Source organism: Inquilinus sp. OTU3971 (assembly GCF_038440215.1).
Genome location: NZ_JASATH010000199.1, coordinates 1 through 14,768 on the forward strand (window position 1 = coordinate 1; position 14,768 = coordinate 14,768).

The following is a 14,768-nucleotide window of genomic DNA, read 5'->3' on the forward strand; positions in this document are numbered from 1 at the left end:
CCCGCGCGGCGCCCCCCCCCCCACACCCCTCCCCCTGCCCCCCTCCCGCAAGGGGAGGGGGGACTTAAGAGAGGATGTGAATCCAGTCAGGGGAGCGAGAGGAGTCTGGCGCGATCCGGCCGGATCACTCCTCGCGATGATGGTCCTTGGCGTCGACGTCGATCGGCACGCCCGGCAGCAGCTTGGCGGTGCGGATCGCCAGGGCCGATTTGACGTGGTTGACGTTCGGCGCCGAGGTCAGCTGGGTGGTCAGGAAACGCTGGTAGCTGTCCCAGTCCTCGGCCACGATCTTCAGCAGGAAATCGGTCTCGCCGGCCAGCATGTGGCATTCGCGGACCAGCGGCCAGCTGCCGACCAGCTCCTCGAACTTGCGCAGATCGGCCTCGGCCTGGCTGGTCAGCCCGACCTGGGCGAAGACGGTGACGCCGAAGCCCAGCGCCTCGGGGTTGATGTCGGCGTGGTAACCGCGGATGTAATGCGCCTCCTCCAGCGCCCGGACGCGGCGCAGGCAGGGCGGGGCGGAGATGCCGGCGCGTCGCGCCAGCTCGACATTCGTCATGCGGCCGTCGTCCTGGAGGTCGCGGAGGATGCGGCGGTCGATGCGGTCGAGCTTCACACGGCGCATGGGTTCTCTCATGAAAGGACTTCCGTGATTACGCGCAAGGATATTGCCGGACTTTCGCCGGGCGCAAGCGCAATCCTGTTTCGCGGGGAGGGTTTGGCAGGATGAGCGCGGCGCCGCGCGCGGGGACGAGCAGCATCGGCTCCCTGCGGGTGTGGGTGGTGTCGGATGGCCGCCCGGCGAATGAGAACCAGTGCCTGGGCCTGGCGGAGGCGCTCGGCATCGTCCCGGAGGTCATCCGACTCGGCGCTCGCCAAGGCTGGCATCGGCTTCTCGATCCCGTTCGGCCCGCCGCCGGCTTCGGGCTGGACGGGCCGCCCTGGCCCGACCTGCTGATCGCAGCCGGCCGGCAGAGCGTGTATCCCGCCCTTGCGGTGAAGCGGGCCAGCGGTCATCGGACGCGCCTTGTGCAAATATTTCGTCCCGGCGTCAACCCGCGACGGTTCGATCTGATCGTGACGCCCCGGCACGACGGACTGAAAGCACCCAATGTCTGCGCCACCAGCGGCGCGCTGAACCTCGTCACCCCGGCCCGCCTCGCCGCGGCCGCGGCCGAATGGGAGCCGGTGCTGGGCGGCCTGCCGCGACCACGCGCCGCGGTGCTGATCGGCGGCAGCAGCAAGTCGGTGGCGGTGCCGGAGGGCGCGGTCGCGCGACTCGCCGGCCAGCTGGCCGATCTGGCGCGCAGCGGAGTCGGGCTGATGGTCACCACCAGCCGGCGCACGCCGGAGGGCGAGGCCACGGCGCTGCGCCAAGCGCTGGCGGGGCTGCCGGCCTGGATCTGGCACGGCACCGGCGCGAACCCCTATTTCGGCTTCCTGGCGCTGGCCGATGCCGTGATCGTCACCAATGACAGCATCAACATGACCTCGGAGGCGGCGACCACCGGCAAGCCGGTGCATGTCGTGAACTGGGCCGGGCTGGCGCCGAAGCACCGCCGTTTCCACGACGCGCTGGCGGCCGCCGGGATCACCCGCCCCTTCGCCGGCCGTCTGGAGCAGTGGGCCTATACGCCGCTCGACGACACCGCCCGGGCGGCAGAGCGGGTGCGGGCGCTGTTCGACCAGGCCTGACCGCTGCGCTTGCAGCGCTGGTCCGCGTCGCCTTGCCCCGGCCGCCGCCGGTGGCTATCTATCGGTGACAGTTCCCCTCGAGCGGATTGTCGCCCCATGCCGGCCACCCATCGCACCAAAGTCCTGATCATCGGTTCCGGCCCGGCCGGCTACACCGCCGCGATCTATGCCGCGCGCGCCAATCTGGAGCCGATCCTGGTGCAGGGGCTGCAGCCCGGCGGGCAGCTGACCATCACCACCGATGTCGAGAACTATCCCGGCTTCGCCGACGTGGTCCAGGGCCCCTGGCTGATGGAGCAGATGGAGGCCCAGGCCCGGCATTGCGGCACCCGGCTGGAGTTCGACCTGATCACCGAGGTCGACTTCTCGCGCCGGCCCTTCGTCTGCACCGCCGATTCCGGCACGGTCTACGAGGCCGATTCGGTGATCATCGCCACCGGCGCCCAGGCGCGCTGGATGGGCCTGCCGAGCGAGCAGCATTTCCAGGGCCGCGGCGTCTCCGCCTGCGCCACCTGCGACGGCTTCTTCTTCCGCGGCAAGGAGGTGGCGGTGATCGGCGGCGGCAACTCCGCGGTCGAGGAGGCGCTGTACCTGACCAACCACGCCACCAAGGTGACGCTGGTGCACCGCCGCGACCAGCTGCGCGCCGAGCGCATCCTGCAGGACCGGCTGTTCGCCCATCCCAAGATCGAGGTGGTGTGGAACCACACGGTCGAGGAGATCGTCGGCGGTGGCACGCCGGAGACGGTGACCGGCGCCCGGCTGCGCGACACCAAGACCGGGGCCGAGACGGTGCTGCCGGCCGACGGCGTCTTCGTCGCCATCGGCCACGACCCGGCGACCGCGGTGTTCAAGGGCCATGTCCGCATGGATGCCGACGGCTACATCCTGACCGCGCCGGATTCGACCGCGACCGACATCCCCGGCGTGTTCGCCGCCGGCGACGTCAAGGACCGGGTCTACCGCCAGGCGGTGACCGCGGCCGGGATGGGCTGCATGGCGGCGCTGGAGGCCGAGCGCTTCCTGTCCGAGCATGCCGGCACCGGCCATCTGGCGCGAATCGCCGATCGCGACACCCGCCCGGTCGCCGAGCCCGCCGCGGCCGCGGGCTGACCCGCCCGTTCGGGCAGATCGCGACGCCGCCTTTGATAAGGGCGATGACGATAGGGGGGACATCCCCCCTATCGGTGAAATCCGGATGAAATAGTGTTCCCGATCGGCCCAAGCTTTGCTTGCGTTGGGTCGATGGTGCCCCTCATAGTGTATATAGTGTGATTCGCAGGCGCGACGCCGAGCGCTGGTATATCGACCATCCCGCCCTTGTCGCCCGCGCAAGAAACGAACGGGTGCCGGAGAATGGACTGGGACAAGCTGCGCGTTTTCCACGCCGTCGCTGACGCGGGCAGCTTTACCCATGCGGGCGAGAAGCTGAACCTCAGCCAGTCGGCGGTCAGCCGCCAGATCAGCGCCCTGGAGGAGAGCCTCAAGGTTCCGCTGTTCCACCGCCATGCCCGCGGCCTGATCCTGACCGAGCAGGGCGAGCTGCTGTTCCGCACCGCGCGCGAGGTCTTCGCCAAGCTGTCGATGACCGAGGCGCAGCTGAGCGAGAGCAAGGACCACGCCCGCGGCCCCTTGAAGATCACCACCACCGTCGCCTTCGGCTCGACCTGGCTGACGCCGCGGGTGCGCGAGTTCCTGACCGCCTATCCGGACATCGACCTGACCGTCCTGATCGACGACGAAGAGCTGGACCTGGGCATGCGCGAGGCCGATGTGGCGATCCGCATGACCCCGCCGCGCCAGCCGGACCTGATCCAGCGCCACCTGATGACGGTGAAGATCCACATCTTCGGGTCGGTCGACTATCTCAAGCGCAACGGCATCCCGCAGACGCTGGACGACCTGAACAAGCATTCGATCATCATCTATGGCGAGGATGCGCGTGGGCCGATCGCCGACATCAACTGGCTGGCCCATGTCGGCAGCCCGCCGCCGGGCGGCCGCAAGATCGCGCTCCGGGTCAACAACCAGTACGCCATCTACCGCGCGGTGCGCAGCGGCCTCGGCCTCGCCGCCCTGCCCGACTTCATGGTCGACCCAACCTTGAACGTGGTGCGGGTGCTGCCCGAGGTGACCGGCCCGACCACCGAGGCCTATTTCGTCTATGCCGAGGAGCTGCGCCACTCCAAGCGCATCTCGGTGTTCCGCGACTTCCTCGTCCGCAAGGTGGCCGAGAGCAAGTTCTGACGCCTCCGGCCGGGCTTGCGCCACCAACCATCGTCATGATGGCGAGCCCCGAAGGGGCGTGGCCATCCAGCGGCACGATCCCAGGATGGCCACGGTGCTGCGCGCCTCGCCACGACGGTGTGGGGAACGCGCGACGGCACTCGCGGCCGTGCCGGAAAATGGCATCACCAGGAGCGCACGCCTCGCTTGTAGGACCTTTCGCCCGCATTTCCAGGCCTTGAACCTGAGAAAAAGACGACAAATGTCTGAAATCTGTGCAAAAGCACCTGGAAAAGTGGCGGATTTCCTAGGGTCTGCATGCCTCACGGCGAGCTATGCAATGCGCGCATAAAAGCATTGGTAGAAACTGGTTACCATTCGCTCACAGAATGCCTATCTTAAGAGCGTTCGTGCTGCAGCGCAGCAGAACAAGGGTCCGGCACTGCCGGCTCCTTGCGTCTCCCAGACGTGAAGCCTCCCTGTTTGACTCGGGCCGGAACGCGTTTCCGGCCCTTTTTTTGTGCAGAATCCGGGGCGCGGCCACAGGACCACGGTCCGGCTGCGGCCGATGCCATGATCCCATTGCATAAAGGGGGTGGCGTCCCCCCTGCCGAGACCGCCCGCGCCGGTCAGGTGAACAGGCGCTCGCTGTTCTCCAGCCCCTTATAGAGGTCGGCGACATATTCGCCGTAGCCGTTGTACAGCAGGGTCGGCACCCGCTCGCCGGTGCCCAGCACCCGCTCCATCGCCTGGCTCCAGCGCGGATGCGGCACCTCCGGGTTCACATTGGCCCAGAAGCCGTACTCGCTGCTCTGCAGCTGCTCCCAGAAGCTGACCGGCCGCTCGTCGGTGAAGCCGATGCGGACGATGCTCTTGATCGACTTGAAGCCGTATTTCCACGGCGTCACCAGCCGCAGTGGGGCGCCGTTCTGGCGCGGCACCGGCTTGCCGTACAGGCCGGTGACCATGAAGGCGAGGTCGTTGGTCGCCTCGGCCATGGTCAGGCCCTCGACATAGGGCCAGGGGTAGAAGACCTGGCCGAAGCCGGGCGCCTCGTCGTTCTGGAATGTCTGCATGCGCACATATTTCGCCGAGGACAGCGGCTTGGCGTAGTCGACCAGCGCCTTCAGCGGGAAGCCGGTCCAGGGCACCGCCATCGACCAGGCCTCGACGCAGCGGTGGCGGTACAGCCGCTCCTCCAGCGGCATGGCGCGGATCAGGGTGTCGATGTCGACCTCCCGCTCCTGCTCGACCATGCCCTCGAACTTGACGGTCCAGGGGCGGATCTTCAGCTCCTGTGCCGCCTCCCAGATGTCCTTGTCGGAGCCGTATTCGTAGAAGTTGTTGTAGGTGGTGACGTCCTGCTCGGGCGTCAGCGGCCGGTCGAGCGCATAGCGATCGTTGCGCTTGGCGGGATAGAGGCCGGCGGTCGGGTCCGGGTCGGCGGCGCGGGCCGGGCGAAGCTCAAGCGCCGCGCCGGCGGTGGCCAGGAGGCCGGCGCCGAGGCCCATCGCCTGCAGCAGTCGCCGGCGGTCGAGATATACCGATTCCGGCGTCGCCCGGCTTTCGGGGATCCGCCACCCCGGATTGCGCTTGATCAGCATCGGCCTGTCCTCCTTGACCCGAACCATCCGACCGCGATGCGGTCTCACCCGTAGTTCGCAGCCAGGCAGGCCGACGTTACCGCGACGTCGCGGCGCGGGCCAGCGGCGCCGGGACGCATCCCGGCGCCGGTCCCGCGAGGAGCAGCCTCAGCGCAGCGCGGCGCAGGCGCGCTGGATGCGCTCGCCGGCGTCCTGCAGCGCCTCGGTGGCCGTCGCGTAGGAGATGCGGAAGAACGGCGCCAGGCCGAAGGCCGAGCCCTGCACCACCGCCACGCCCTCGGCCTCGAGCAGATAGGTGACGAAATCCTCGTCGGTCTCGATCACCTTGCCGTCCGGGGTCTTCTTGCCGAGGGTGCCGGCGCAGGACGGGAAGACGTAGAAGGCACCTTCCGGCCGGTGACAGGTCAGCCCGGCCGACTGGTTCAGCATCGACACGATCAGGTCGCGGCGCTGCTGGAACACCACGTTGTGGCGCGGGATGAAATCCTGCGGGCCGTTCAGCGCCTCGACCGCCGCGGCCTGGCTGATCGAGGACGGGTTCGAGGTCGACTGGCTCTGCACCTTGGCGATGGCCTTGATCAGGTCCGGCCGGCCGGCGGCGTAGCCGATGCGCCAGCCGGTCATGCAATAGGCCTTGGACACGCCGTTCAGCGTCAGGGTGCGGTCGTACAGCTTCGGCTCGACCTGGGCCGGGGTGACGAATTTGAAGTCGTCATAGACCAGGTGCTCGTACATGTCGTCGGTCAGGACATGCACATGCGGGTGGCGCAGCAGCACGTCGGTCAGCGCCTTCATCTCGGCGAAGCTGTAGGCGGCGCCGGTCGGGTTCGACGGCGAGTTCAGGATCAGCCACTTGGTCTTCGGCGTGATCGCGGCCTCGAGATCGGCCGGCTGCAGCTTGAAGCCCTGCTCCGCCGGGCAGACCACCGGCACCGGCGTGCCGCCGCACAGCAGCACCATGTCGGGGTAGCTGACCCAGTAGGGCGCCGGGATCACCACCTCGTCGCCCGGGTCCAGCGTGGCCAAGAGGGCGTTGTACAGCACCTGCTTGCCGCCGGTGCCGACGGTGACCTGGCTGGTCTCGTATCTGAGGCCGTTCTCGCGCAGGAACTTGGCGGCGATGGCCTTCTTCAGCTCCGGCGTGCCGTCGACCGCGGTGTATTTGGTCTTGCCGGCCTGGATCGCGGCGATCGCCGCCTGCTTGATGTTGTCCGGCGTGTCGAAATCCGGCTCGCCGGCGCCGAGGCCGATGACGTCGCGGCCGGCGGCCTTCAGCTCGGCCGCCTTGGTGGTGACGGCGATGGTCGGCGACGGCTTGACGCGGGCGAGCGAGGCGGCGAGGAAGGCCATGGTTCCGGATCCCGGGAAAGTGGAGGCGGGCGACGGTAGCGCCGCCCGCCGTCTGCCGACAAGCCGAAAGCCCTGCGAAAATTCGGCACCGCGCCCGCGCCGGGCGCGGAGGGCAGTTCCCTCCGTGGCATCGAAGGCTACGGCGGTCTACACTTACCTGATGGAGAATTCGCTACCGCCGCCAGCCGATGATCCCGATACGGCTGCCCTGCGCGCCGCCGTCGCGGAGGCCAGAGCCCAGCTCGATGCCGGCTATTACATCCCGCATGAGGAGATGCGGCGTTGGCTGCTCTCGTGGGGCACGGACAACGAGCTGCCTCCGCCCAGCGTTCAAAGACGGCAAACTCGATAGCCGCTGCGCGAACCGGGGGCGGAGTCTCCATCCAGAACCGAACCAACAACCGTCATGGCGAGCCCCGAAGGGGCGTGGCCATCCAGCGGCACCCGCCTCCTGGATGGCCACGTCGCTGCGCTCCTCGCCATGACGAGAAGGGCAGCTCTTGGCAAAACCCCTACCCCTTCACCGCGCCCTGGGTCAGGCCGGCGATGAGCTGGCGGGAGAAGAAGGCGTAGAGGATCAGCACCGGGATGATCGCCAGCGTCAGCGAGGCCAGCACCGCGTTCCAGTCGGTGACGTACTGGCCGACGAATTGCTGCACGCCGAGGGTGATGGTGCGGGTGCCGTCGCCCGGCGCCAGGATCAGCGGGAACCACAGGTCGTTCCAGATCGGCACCATGGTGAAGACCGCCACCGTGGCCAGCGCCGGCCGCACCAGCGGCAGGATGATGCGGTAGAAGATGCGGTATTCGCCGACCCCATCGCAGCGCGCGGAATCCTTCAGCTCCTTCGGGATCTGGCGCATGAACTCCGACAGGATGAAGATCGACAGCGGCAGCCCCATCGCGGTGTAGACCAGGATCAGCGCCGCCAGCGTGTTGATCAGGTCGAGCGACACGATCAGGCGCAGGATCGAGACGGTGCCGAGCCGGATCGGAATCATGATGCCGACGGCGAGGTACAGCGCCAGCACGGCGTTGCCCTTGAAGCTGTATTCCGACAGCGCCCAGGCGGCCATGGCGCCGAGGAACACGACCAGGAACAGGGTCGCCAGCGTCACCGTCAGGCTGTTGCCGAAATACAGGCCGAAATCGGACCGGGTCAGCACCGTGTCGAAGCCGATCAGGCTGAAGGTGTCCGATGTCGGCGGCATCAGCGGCGCGCTGAAGATCGCTTTGCGCGACTTGAACGCGTTGAACAGCACCAGGACGATCGGGAACAGCGCGATCACGGTGTAGACCAGCAGCACCGCGTGGACGGCGGCGGCCGAGAGGCGGGGGGAACGGTTGGCCATCGGTCAGAGCTCGTAGCGCTGCAGCCGGCGCTGGACCACGTAGAAATAGGTCATCACGCCGGTCAGGATGATCAGGAACATCACCGTCGCCACCGCGGCGCCCATGGTCGGATCGCCCAGCTGCAGCTGGAAGCCGAAGAAGGTGCGGTAGAAGAAGGTGCCGAGGATGTCGGTCGCGAAGTTCGGCCCGGCCAGCGCCCCCTGGGAGACGTAGATCAGGTCGAAGGCGTTGAAGTTGCCGACGAAGGTCAGGATCGAGACCATGCCGATGGTCGGCCAGATCAGCGGCAGCTTGATGCGCCAGAAGATCGTCATCTGCCCGGCGCCGTCGACCCGCGCCGCCTCGGTCAGGCTTTCCGGGATGTTGAGCAGCGCGGCATAGGTCAGGAGCAGCGGCATGCCGACCCATTGCCAGACCGAGACCAGGGCCAGGGTGATCAGCGCGCTGTTCTCCTGCCCCAGCCAGGGCGCGAACAGCGAGCCGAGGCCGACCGTGCCCAGCATCGACTTGGCGACGCCCCAAGTCGGCGACAGGATCAGCTTCCAGATGAAGCCGATGATCACCACCGACAGCAGCGTCGGAGTGAACATCAGGGTGCGGTAGGTGTTGGTGAAGCGCAGCTTGGGCAGGGCCAGCAGCGCCGCCAGGCCGATCGCGATCGGATTCTGCACCAGCATGTGCACGGCGAAGAACAGGACGTTGTTGCCCAGCGCGTTCCAGAACCGGTCGGCCCATTGCGGGTCGAAGAACAGCGCCGCGTAGTTGGCCAGCCCGACGAAGCTCTCCACCCCCGCATCGTCCCGTGTGAACAGGCTGAGCCGCAGGCTGTCGAGCAGCGGGTAGACCATGAAAACGGTGTAGATCAGCGTCGCCGGCGCCAGGAAGACGACTATGTGCCAGGGGAAGCGGCCGCGGCGGCCGGCGATCTGGGCGCGAGGGAGGACGACGGTCTGGGTGCTGGCCATGCGAACAGCCTATGAGTACGGGCGGCTGGAAACGAGGCACGGGAACGCGCGGTCCGGACTGGCCGGGCCCGCGCGTCCCGCGCCGGGGATCAGATCACTTGGCGGCCGGCTTGTACCAGGAGTCGAGACCCTTCTGGATGCTGTCCGCCGCCTGCTGCGCCGTCATGGTGCCGTTCAGCACCTGGGCCGAGACGTTCCACAGCTCATTCTCCAGGTTCGGCGTGCCGCGCCCCAGGATCTGGTACGAGTTGCGGATGGTGGATTCGCAGGTCTTGCGCCAGCTCAGGAACTCAGCCGCCACCGGGTCCTTGATCGTCACCGGGTGGTTCGACAGCGTGTAGAAACCCGGCAGCGTGTTCGAGTAGATGTCGGCGAATTCCGGCGTCGCCAGCCACTCCAGGAAGGCCTTGGCGGCCTCCGGATTCTTGGACTTGGGGTTCAGGCCGAGGGCGATGTCGGTGTGGTCGCTGATGTAGCATTTGTCGCCCGCCTTCTCGACCGGCGGCGGGAAGGCGCCCATCTTGAAATCGGCCTGGGCGTTGAAGGCGGCGATGTCCCAGGACCCGGCCGGGTAGATCGCGGCGCGGCCGAGGGTGAACAGGTTCTGGCTGTCCGGATAGGCCTGCGCCTCATAGCCCTCCGGCAGGTACGGCTTCCACTTCGCCAGCTCCTCGAAGGCCTCGACATAGGGCTTGTCGGTGAACTTCTGGGTGCCGGCGATCAGCGCCTTGCGGCCCTCCTCGCCCTTCCACAGGTTCGGACCGATGTTCTGGAAGCCCATGGTCGCGGCCTCCCACTGGTCCTTGGTGCCGATGTCGAGCGGCGCGACCTCGCCCTTGGCCTTGATCTTGTCGAGCAGGGCGTAGAACTCGGCCTCGGTCTTCGGCGGGGTCAGGCCCTCGGCGGCGAAGATGTCCTTGTTGTACAGGAAGCCGTGGATCACCGAGGCCATCGGCACGCAGAACAGCGTCTTGCCGTCATCGGTGATCCAGGCGCTCTTGGCCACGTCGGAGAAGGTGTCCATGCCCTTCAGGTCGGTGACCGGGGCGAGGTAGCCCTTCTGGAACAACGCCAGCGAAGGGTCGAACGGCCGGCAGCTGATCAGGTCGCCGGCGGTGCCGCCCTCGAGCTTGGCGTTCAGGGCCGCGTTGTATTCGGTCGGCGCCGTGGGCGAGAACACCACCTTGATCCCCGGATGGGTCTTCTCGAAGGCCGGGATGATGGTGTCCTGCCACACCTTCAGGTCGTCGTTGCGCCAGCTCTCGATGGTCAGGGTCGCGTCGGCAGCCAGGGCCTGGCCGGCGAGGGCGACGAACGCCGCCCCGGCCAGGAACGCCCCGCGCAGGAATGAATGGGACATGTGCAATTGCCTCCTCTGTTCGGCGTTTCGCCGTTGCTCGCGGGCGGCGGCCCGCCCGCTGTCTCTCTAGGAACTTGGCTTCGCCGCCAGGGCGCGACGGAGATCGCCACCGGCGGCATCCAGGCGGCGGCGCCCATCCTCGGCGCTGTCGCCCAGCGCCACCAGGGCGGCCAGCTTGACGTTCTGCCCCGCCGCATCCAGCGCCGACCGCGCCGCCGCCTCGTCGACCGGCACGATGGCGCGCAGCATGCGCACCGAGCGGTCGTTCAGCTTGGCGTTGGTCGGCTGCATGTCGACCATCAGCCCGTCATAGACATGGCCGAGCCGGGTCATCACCAGGGTCGAGAACAGGTTGAGCGCCACCTTCTGCGCCGTGCCGGCCTTGAGCCGGGTCGAGCCGGCGATCGGCTCCTCCCCCGTCGCCAGCAGCACGGCATGGGCGGCATCGCCGAAGATCGGCGCCCCGGGATTCGAGGCCACGGCCACGGTCAGGGCGCCGGCGCGGGCGGCCTCCTGCAGCACGGCGCGGGTGTAGGGGGTGCCGCCGCTGGCGGCGATGCCGATCACCACGTCGTCGGGGCCGAGGCGCAGCGCCGCGGCTTCGGCCCGGCCGGCATCGGCGTCGTCCTCGGCGTTCTCCACCGGCCGGCTCAGCGCCGTGGCGCCGCCGGCGATCAGATAGGCCAGCCGGTCCTGCGGATGGCCGAAGGTCGGGAACAGCTCCGACCCGTCCTGGGCCGCGACCCGGCCGGAGGTGCCGGCGCCGGCATAGACCAGGCGGCCGCCGCGGCGCAGCCGGGGCACCGCCTCGGCGGCGGCGGCGACCAGGGCCGGCAGGGCCGGCCGCACCGAGGCCACGGCGGCGAGCTGGGATTCGAGCAGCGCGTCGAGGATCTCCGCATCCTCCCAGGCGTCGATGCCCCTGAAGCGGCGTGATGCGGTCTCGGTTCCCATGCGTCTCGATCGCCGGCGTGGATGAGTGGTCTAGACCACTCTCTCAGAGTTGACCGCGCAGCGCAAGGCGATCGTGGAGACCGGCCCGGAGGGCCGCCGCGGCCTACCAGCTGAAGGAGAATCCGGCGGTGAACTTGACGCCCGGCTGGTCGCTGCCGAGGTCGACCAGCGCGGCGCTGGCCTTGAGCGGGCCGAACAGCGTCTGCTCGGCGCCGACGCTGCCGGTCAGGCGCCGGTCGGTGCTGGAAACCTGACCGCCGAGCAGCAGTGCGGTGCTGTGCCAGGGCAACTCCAGCCGGGTGTTGCGGTCGATCTCCCAGCTGGTGACCGGCGCCTCGGGGCCGAGCAGCCCGCCGCGGGTCACGGCGTAGCGGTCCTCGAACGATCCGGACAGACCGATGAACGACCAGGCGCGCGACAGCACCGCCGCCAGCTGCCCGGTGCCTTCGCCGGCCTGCGGGTCGAAGCTGGCCTCGACCCGGGCCGACTGCCAGAACGGCACGAACCAGGGCAGGTCGGTCAGGCCGAGGCTGGCCTGCGCCTTGCCGGTGGCGGCGCGCTGCGCCATATCCGTCCGGTCCCAGCGCTGGGCGAAGCCGGGATAGGGATCGGCCGGGATGTCGAAGGTGACGCCGGTCATGGCGACGAAGCCGGGGGCCTGCGACTGCAGCGCCGCGCCGACCGAGCCGGCGCCCTCGAGGTCGCGCTGGCCGGTGACCGTGGAGATGCCGGGATCGAAGCCGACATAGGCGCCTGACGCGTCCAGCCCCGGGTTCAGCCGGTTCGGTCGCGGAACCGGGATGGGATCGGCGGGAATGTCGAAGGTGACGCCGGCCTCGGCGAGGAAGCCCGGCATCGGCGGCAGCGGTGCCGGTGCGGCGCCGTAGTCCCGGTCGGACCACGCCTGGGCAGCCGGCATCGCCGCCGACTGCAGCGCGGCAGCGGCGGCGAAAGTCAGCCAAAAGGTGTGGCAGGTCCGCGGCATCGGCGGGCTGTCTCTCCGGGGACTGGTCGCTTTCCACCGAACCTAGTCATCCAGCCGCGCCTGCCAACCCCTTGAATTGTGACAATTCCGCTGGGCGGCGCCCGGCCCGTCAGAAGGCCAGCACCACCTTGCCGAAATGCCGGCCTGATTCGAGATGTCGCAGGGCCTCACGCGCCTCGGTCCAGGGGAAGCTGCGGTCGATCACCGGCCGCAGTCGGGTGGCGGCGATGGCCCGGTTCATCGCCTCGAAGCTGTCGCGCGAGCCGACCGGGATGCCGCGGATGCGGGCGCGGCGGAACATGATCGCGACCGGGTTGATCTCGGCCGACATGCCGCCGAGATAGCCGATCACGTTGATCTGGCCGCCGGTGCGAATCGCCGCCAGCGAGCGGGCGAAGGTGCCGGGGCCGCCGACCTCGATGACGTGGTCGACGCCGCGGCCGCCGGTCAGGCCGCGCACCGCCGAATCCCAGTCCGGGGTCGTCCGGTAGTTCACGGTGCCGGCAGCGCCGAGCGCCCGCGCCCGCTCCAGCTTCTCGTCGCTGGAGGAGGTGACGATCGCCCGGGCGCCCGCGGCCACGGCGAATTGCAGGGCGAAGACGGCGACGCCGCCGGTGCCCTGGACCAGCACGGTGTCGCCGGGCTTCAGCCCGCCCTCGGCGACCAGCGAGGTCCAGGCGGTCAGCGCGGCGCAGGGCAGGGTCGCCGCCTCCGCGTCGGTCAGGTGCTCCGGCACCGCGACCACGCCCTCGGCGTCGAGCCGGACATATTCCGCCAGCACGCCGGGGCCGGGCCCGCCCAGCGGCACCGCCCGCTCGATGCCCTCGAAATCGCCGGCGATCCAGCCCTGCCAGAAGGTCGTGGCCACCCGGTCGCCCACCTTGACGCGGGTGACGCCCTCGCCCACCGCCGCGACCTCGCCGACGCCGTCGGACAGCGGCACCATCGGCAGATCGAAACCGGCGTGATAGTTGCCGCGCACGATCTCCAGGTCGCGGTAGTTCAGCGAGGCGGCGCGCATCCGCAGCACCACCTCGCCCCGCCGCGGCTCCGGCACCGGCCGCTCGACCGGTCGCAGCTGGTCGAGGCCGAACCCCTCTTCGATCACGAACGCCTTCATCGCATATCTCCAGGATGTTGCGCTGGAGACATCGCTCGGCCTTCGCTAGTCTTCAAATTCATTGTTTTCAGAAACTTCATGATGGATCAGCATGATGTTGGACGAGATGCGCGCCTTCGTGCTGCTGGCGGAGACCGGCTCGATCCAGCGGGTGGCGGAGCGGCTGCCGCTGACGCAGCCGGCGGTCACCCGGCAGATCCAGCGGCTGGAGCAGCATCTCGGCGCCACCCTGCTCGACCGCCGGGTGAAGCCGCCGCGGCTGACCCCGGCCGGGCTCGCCGCGCTGGAGCGCTGCCGCGCCATCCTGTCGGCCGTCCAGGACCTCAAGGCCGGCACCGGCGGGACGGCCGAGCCGGAGGGGCCGCTGCGCCTGGGCATCGGCGTGCTGCACGCCTTCGCCGAGGTGGATTTCGCCACGATGCTGCGCGACCTGCGGCAGCGCTATCCGCGGCTGTCGCTGCGCCTGACGGGCGGGCTGGCGCACACTCTGCTGGCCGACCTCGACCGCGGCCGGCTGGACGCCGCGGTGGTGCTGCTGCAGGAGAGCGCCGCGCCCTATCCCGGCCGGGTGGTGGGGCAGGAGAAGCTGGTGGTGGTCGGCGCCCGCAGCTTGGCCCTGCCGCGCCGGCCGTCCCTGGCCGACCTCGCCGCCTGCGACTGGGTGGTCAGCCCGCGCGACTCCTGCGACGTCCGGCCGGCGCTCGAGGCGCTGTTCGCGCGGGAGGGGCTGGAGCTCAGGATCTCGGCCGAGGTGCACGACCTGGCGATCCAGCAATCGCTGATCCGCTCCGGCTTCGGGCTCGGCGTGCTGCCGTCGCGCCGCTGCGCGCCCTTCACCGCGCGGGACGAGCTGCGCCGCATCGACCTGCCCGGCTTCCGCTTCGACTTCGCCATCAGCGTGGTGCGGGCGCCGCATCTCGGCCGGCTGGACCGCGCGGTCGACCATCTCGAGGCTGCGCTGCGGCAGCGGCTGGCGCCGACGGTGGTGCCGATGCCGCAGGCGCTGGCCGCAAGTCAGTGAGTCCCCCCTCCCCTCGCGGGAGGGGGTTAGGGGGAGGGGGTTCCATCGAATCGAGCCGCGCCTAAGCTATGACGGAGCGACCAGCGCGAGGCTCCCCAACGCATTCGCGCGCGGACGCGCGCAGACCCCGCCCCC

13 protein-coding genes are annotated in these 14,768 nt (G+C 69.2%); 4 read left to right on the forward strand and 9 right to left on the reverse strand.

The window, feature by feature from the left end; genetic code table 11:
• Positions 1 to 124 precede the first annotated feature (124 nt).
• Entirely contained in the window at positions 125 to 625 is a 501-nt protein-coding gene (locus tag AAHM41_RS33335; protein WP_342240940.1) for an Lrp/AsnC family transcriptional regulator, read from the reverse strand.
• A 101-nt stretch (positions 626 to 726) separates the two neighbouring features.
• Between AAHM41_RS33335 and AAHM41_RS33340 the strand changes: the two genes are divergently transcribed.
• The 3 genes from AAHM41_RS33340 to AAHM41_RS33350 all read left to right on the forward strand — a co-directional run bounded on the left by AAHM41_RS33340 (position 727) and on the right by AAHM41_RS33350 (position 3,942).
• A complete protein-coding gene (locus tag AAHM41_RS33340) occupies positions 727 to 1,695 on the forward strand; it encodes a mitochondrial fission ELM1 family protein (RefSeq protein WP_342240941.1) in 969 nt (322 codons plus the stop codon).
• 96 nt (positions 1,696 to 1,791) lie between these two features.
• The gene (gene trxB, locus AAHM41_RS33345) at positions 1,792 to 2,808 is read left to right on the forward strand and encodes a thioredoxin-disulfide reductase (protein WP_342240942.1); all 1,017 of its coding nucleotides are present in this window, start codon (positions 1,792 to 1,794) and stop codon (positions 2,806 to 2,808) included.
• Between the two features lie 243 nt (positions 2,809 to 3,051).
• A complete protein-coding gene (locus AAHM41_RS33350) occupies positions 3,052 to 3,942 on the forward strand; it encodes a LysR family transcriptional regulator (protein WP_225767141.1) in 891 nt (296 codons plus the stop codon).
• Between the two features lie 608 nt (positions 3,943 to 4,550).
• On the opposite strand, the gene msrP is transcribed toward AAHM41_RS33350, so the two are convergent.
• From msrP to AAHM41_RS33390, 8 genes are all read right to left on the reverse strand, one after another.
• Positions 4,551 to 5,525: a protein-methionine-sulfoxide reductase catalytic subunit MsrP gene (gene msrP, locus AAHM41_RS33355; RefSeq protein ID WP_342240943.1), complete on the reverse strand. Its 975-nt coding sequence runs from the start codon at positions 5,523 to 5,525 to the stop codon at positions 4,551 to 4,553.
• 147 nt (positions 5,526 to 5,672) lie between these two features.
• On the reverse strand, positions 5,673 to 6,875 hold the full coding sequence (locus tag AAHM41_RS33360; RefSeq protein ID WP_342240944.1) for a pyridoxal phosphate-dependent aminotransferase: 1,203 nt from the start codon (positions 6,873 to 6,875) through the stop codon (positions 5,673 to 5,675).
• 512 nt (positions 6,876 to 7,387) lie between these two features.
• Positions 7,388 to 8,227 carry a carbohydrate ABC transporter permease gene (locus AAHM41_RS33365; RefSeq protein WP_342240945.1) on the reverse strand — a complete coding sequence of 280 codons (840 nt, stop codon included), beginning with the start codon at positions 8,225 to 8,227 and terminating at the stop codon, positions 7,388 to 7,390.
• Positions 8,228 to 8,230: 3 nt separating this feature from the next.
• Complete coding sequence (locus tag AAHM41_RS33370; RefSeq protein ID WP_342240946.1) at positions 8,231 to 9,193, reverse strand: carbohydrate ABC transporter permease; 963 nt, start codon at positions 9,191 to 9,193, stop codon at positions 8,231 to 8,233.
• 94 nt (positions 9,194 to 9,287) lie between these two features.
• A complete protein-coding gene (locus AAHM41_RS33375; protein WP_342240947.1) occupies positions 9,288 to 10,553 on the reverse strand; it encodes an ABC transporter substrate-binding protein in 1,266 nt (421 codons plus the stop codon).
• Between the two features lie 66 nt (positions 10,554 to 10,619).
• Entirely contained in the window at positions 10,620 to 11,507 is an 888-nt protein-coding gene (locus tag AAHM41_RS33380) for an N-acetylmuramic acid 6-phosphate etherase (RefSeq protein ID WP_342240948.1), read from the reverse strand.
• A gap of 103 nt (positions 11,508 to 11,610) precedes the next feature.
• Positions 11,611 to 12,492, reverse strand: a complete 882-nt coding sequence (locus AAHM41_RS33385; protein WP_342240949.1) for a hypothetical protein — start codon at positions 12,490 to 12,492, stop codon at positions 11,611 to 11,613.
• Between the two features lie 109 nt (positions 12,493 to 12,601).
• Positions 12,602 to 13,612 carry a zinc-dependent alcohol dehydrogenase family protein gene (locus AAHM41_RS33390; protein WP_342240950.1) on the reverse strand — a complete coding sequence of 337 codons (1,011 nt, stop codon included), beginning with the start codon at positions 13,610 to 13,612 and terminating at the stop codon, positions 12,602 to 12,604.
• Between the two features lie 91 nt (positions 13,613 to 13,703).
• Between AAHM41_RS33390 and AAHM41_RS33395 the strand changes: the two genes are divergently transcribed.
• Entirely contained in the window at positions 13,704 to 14,633 is a 930-nt protein-coding gene (locus AAHM41_RS33395; RefSeq protein ID WP_342240951.1) for a LysR family transcriptional regulator, read from the forward strand.
• Positions 14,634 to 14,768: the final 135 nt, after the last annotated feature.

Coding starts and splice junctions, on each gene's coding strand:
- AAHM41_RS33340 (WP_342240941.1), top strand. CDS start 727: ATGAGCGCGGCGCCGCGCGCGGGGACGAGCAGCATCGGCTCCCTGCGG.
- AAHM41_RS33335 (WP_342240940.1), bottom strand. CDS start 625: ATGCGCCGTGTGAAGCTCGACCGCATCGACCGCCGCATCCTCCGCGAC.
- AAHM41_RS33375 (WP_342240947.1), bottom strand. CDS start 10,553: ATGTCCCATTCATTCCTGCGCGGGGCGTTCCTGGCCGGGGCGGCGTTC.
- msrP (WP_342240943.1), bottom strand. CDS start 5,525: ATGCTGATCAAGCGCAATCCGGGGTGGCGGATCCCCGAAAGCCGGGCG.
- AAHM41_RS33390 (WP_342240950.1), bottom strand. CDS start 13,612: ATGAAGGCGTTCGTGATCGAAGAGGGGTTCGGCCTCGACCAGCTGCGA.
- AAHM41_RS33385 (WP_342240949.1), bottom strand. CDS start 12,492: ATGCCGCGGACCTGCCACACCTTTTGGCTGACTTTCGCCGCCGCTGCC.
- AAHM41_RS33395 (WP_342240951.1), top strand. CDS start 13,704: ATGATGTTGGACGAGATGCGCGCCTTCGTGCTGCTGGCGGAGACCGGC.
- AAHM41_RS33380 (WP_342240948.1), bottom strand. CDS start 11,507: ATGGGAACCGAGACCGCATCACGCCGCTTCAGGGGCATCGACGCCTGG.
- trxB (WP_342240942.1), top strand. CDS start 1,792: ATGCCGGCCACCCATCGCACCAAAGTCCTGATCATCGGTTCCGGCCCG.
- AAHM41_RS33350 (WP_225767141.1), top strand. CDS start 3,052: ATGGACTGGGACAAGCTGCGCGTTTTCCACGCCGTCGCTGACGCGGGC.
- AAHM41_RS33365 (WP_342240945.1), bottom strand. CDS start 8,227: ATGGCCAACCGTTCCCCCCGCCTCTCGGCCGCCGCCGTCCACGCGGTG.
- AAHM41_RS33360 (WP_342240944.1), bottom strand. CDS start 6,875: ATGGCCTTCCTCGCCGCCTCGCTCGCCCGCGTCAAGCCGTCGCCGACC.
- AAHM41_RS33370 (WP_342240946.1), bottom strand. CDS start 9,193: ATGGCCAGCACCCAGACCGTCGTCCTCCCTCGCGCCCAGATCGCCGGC.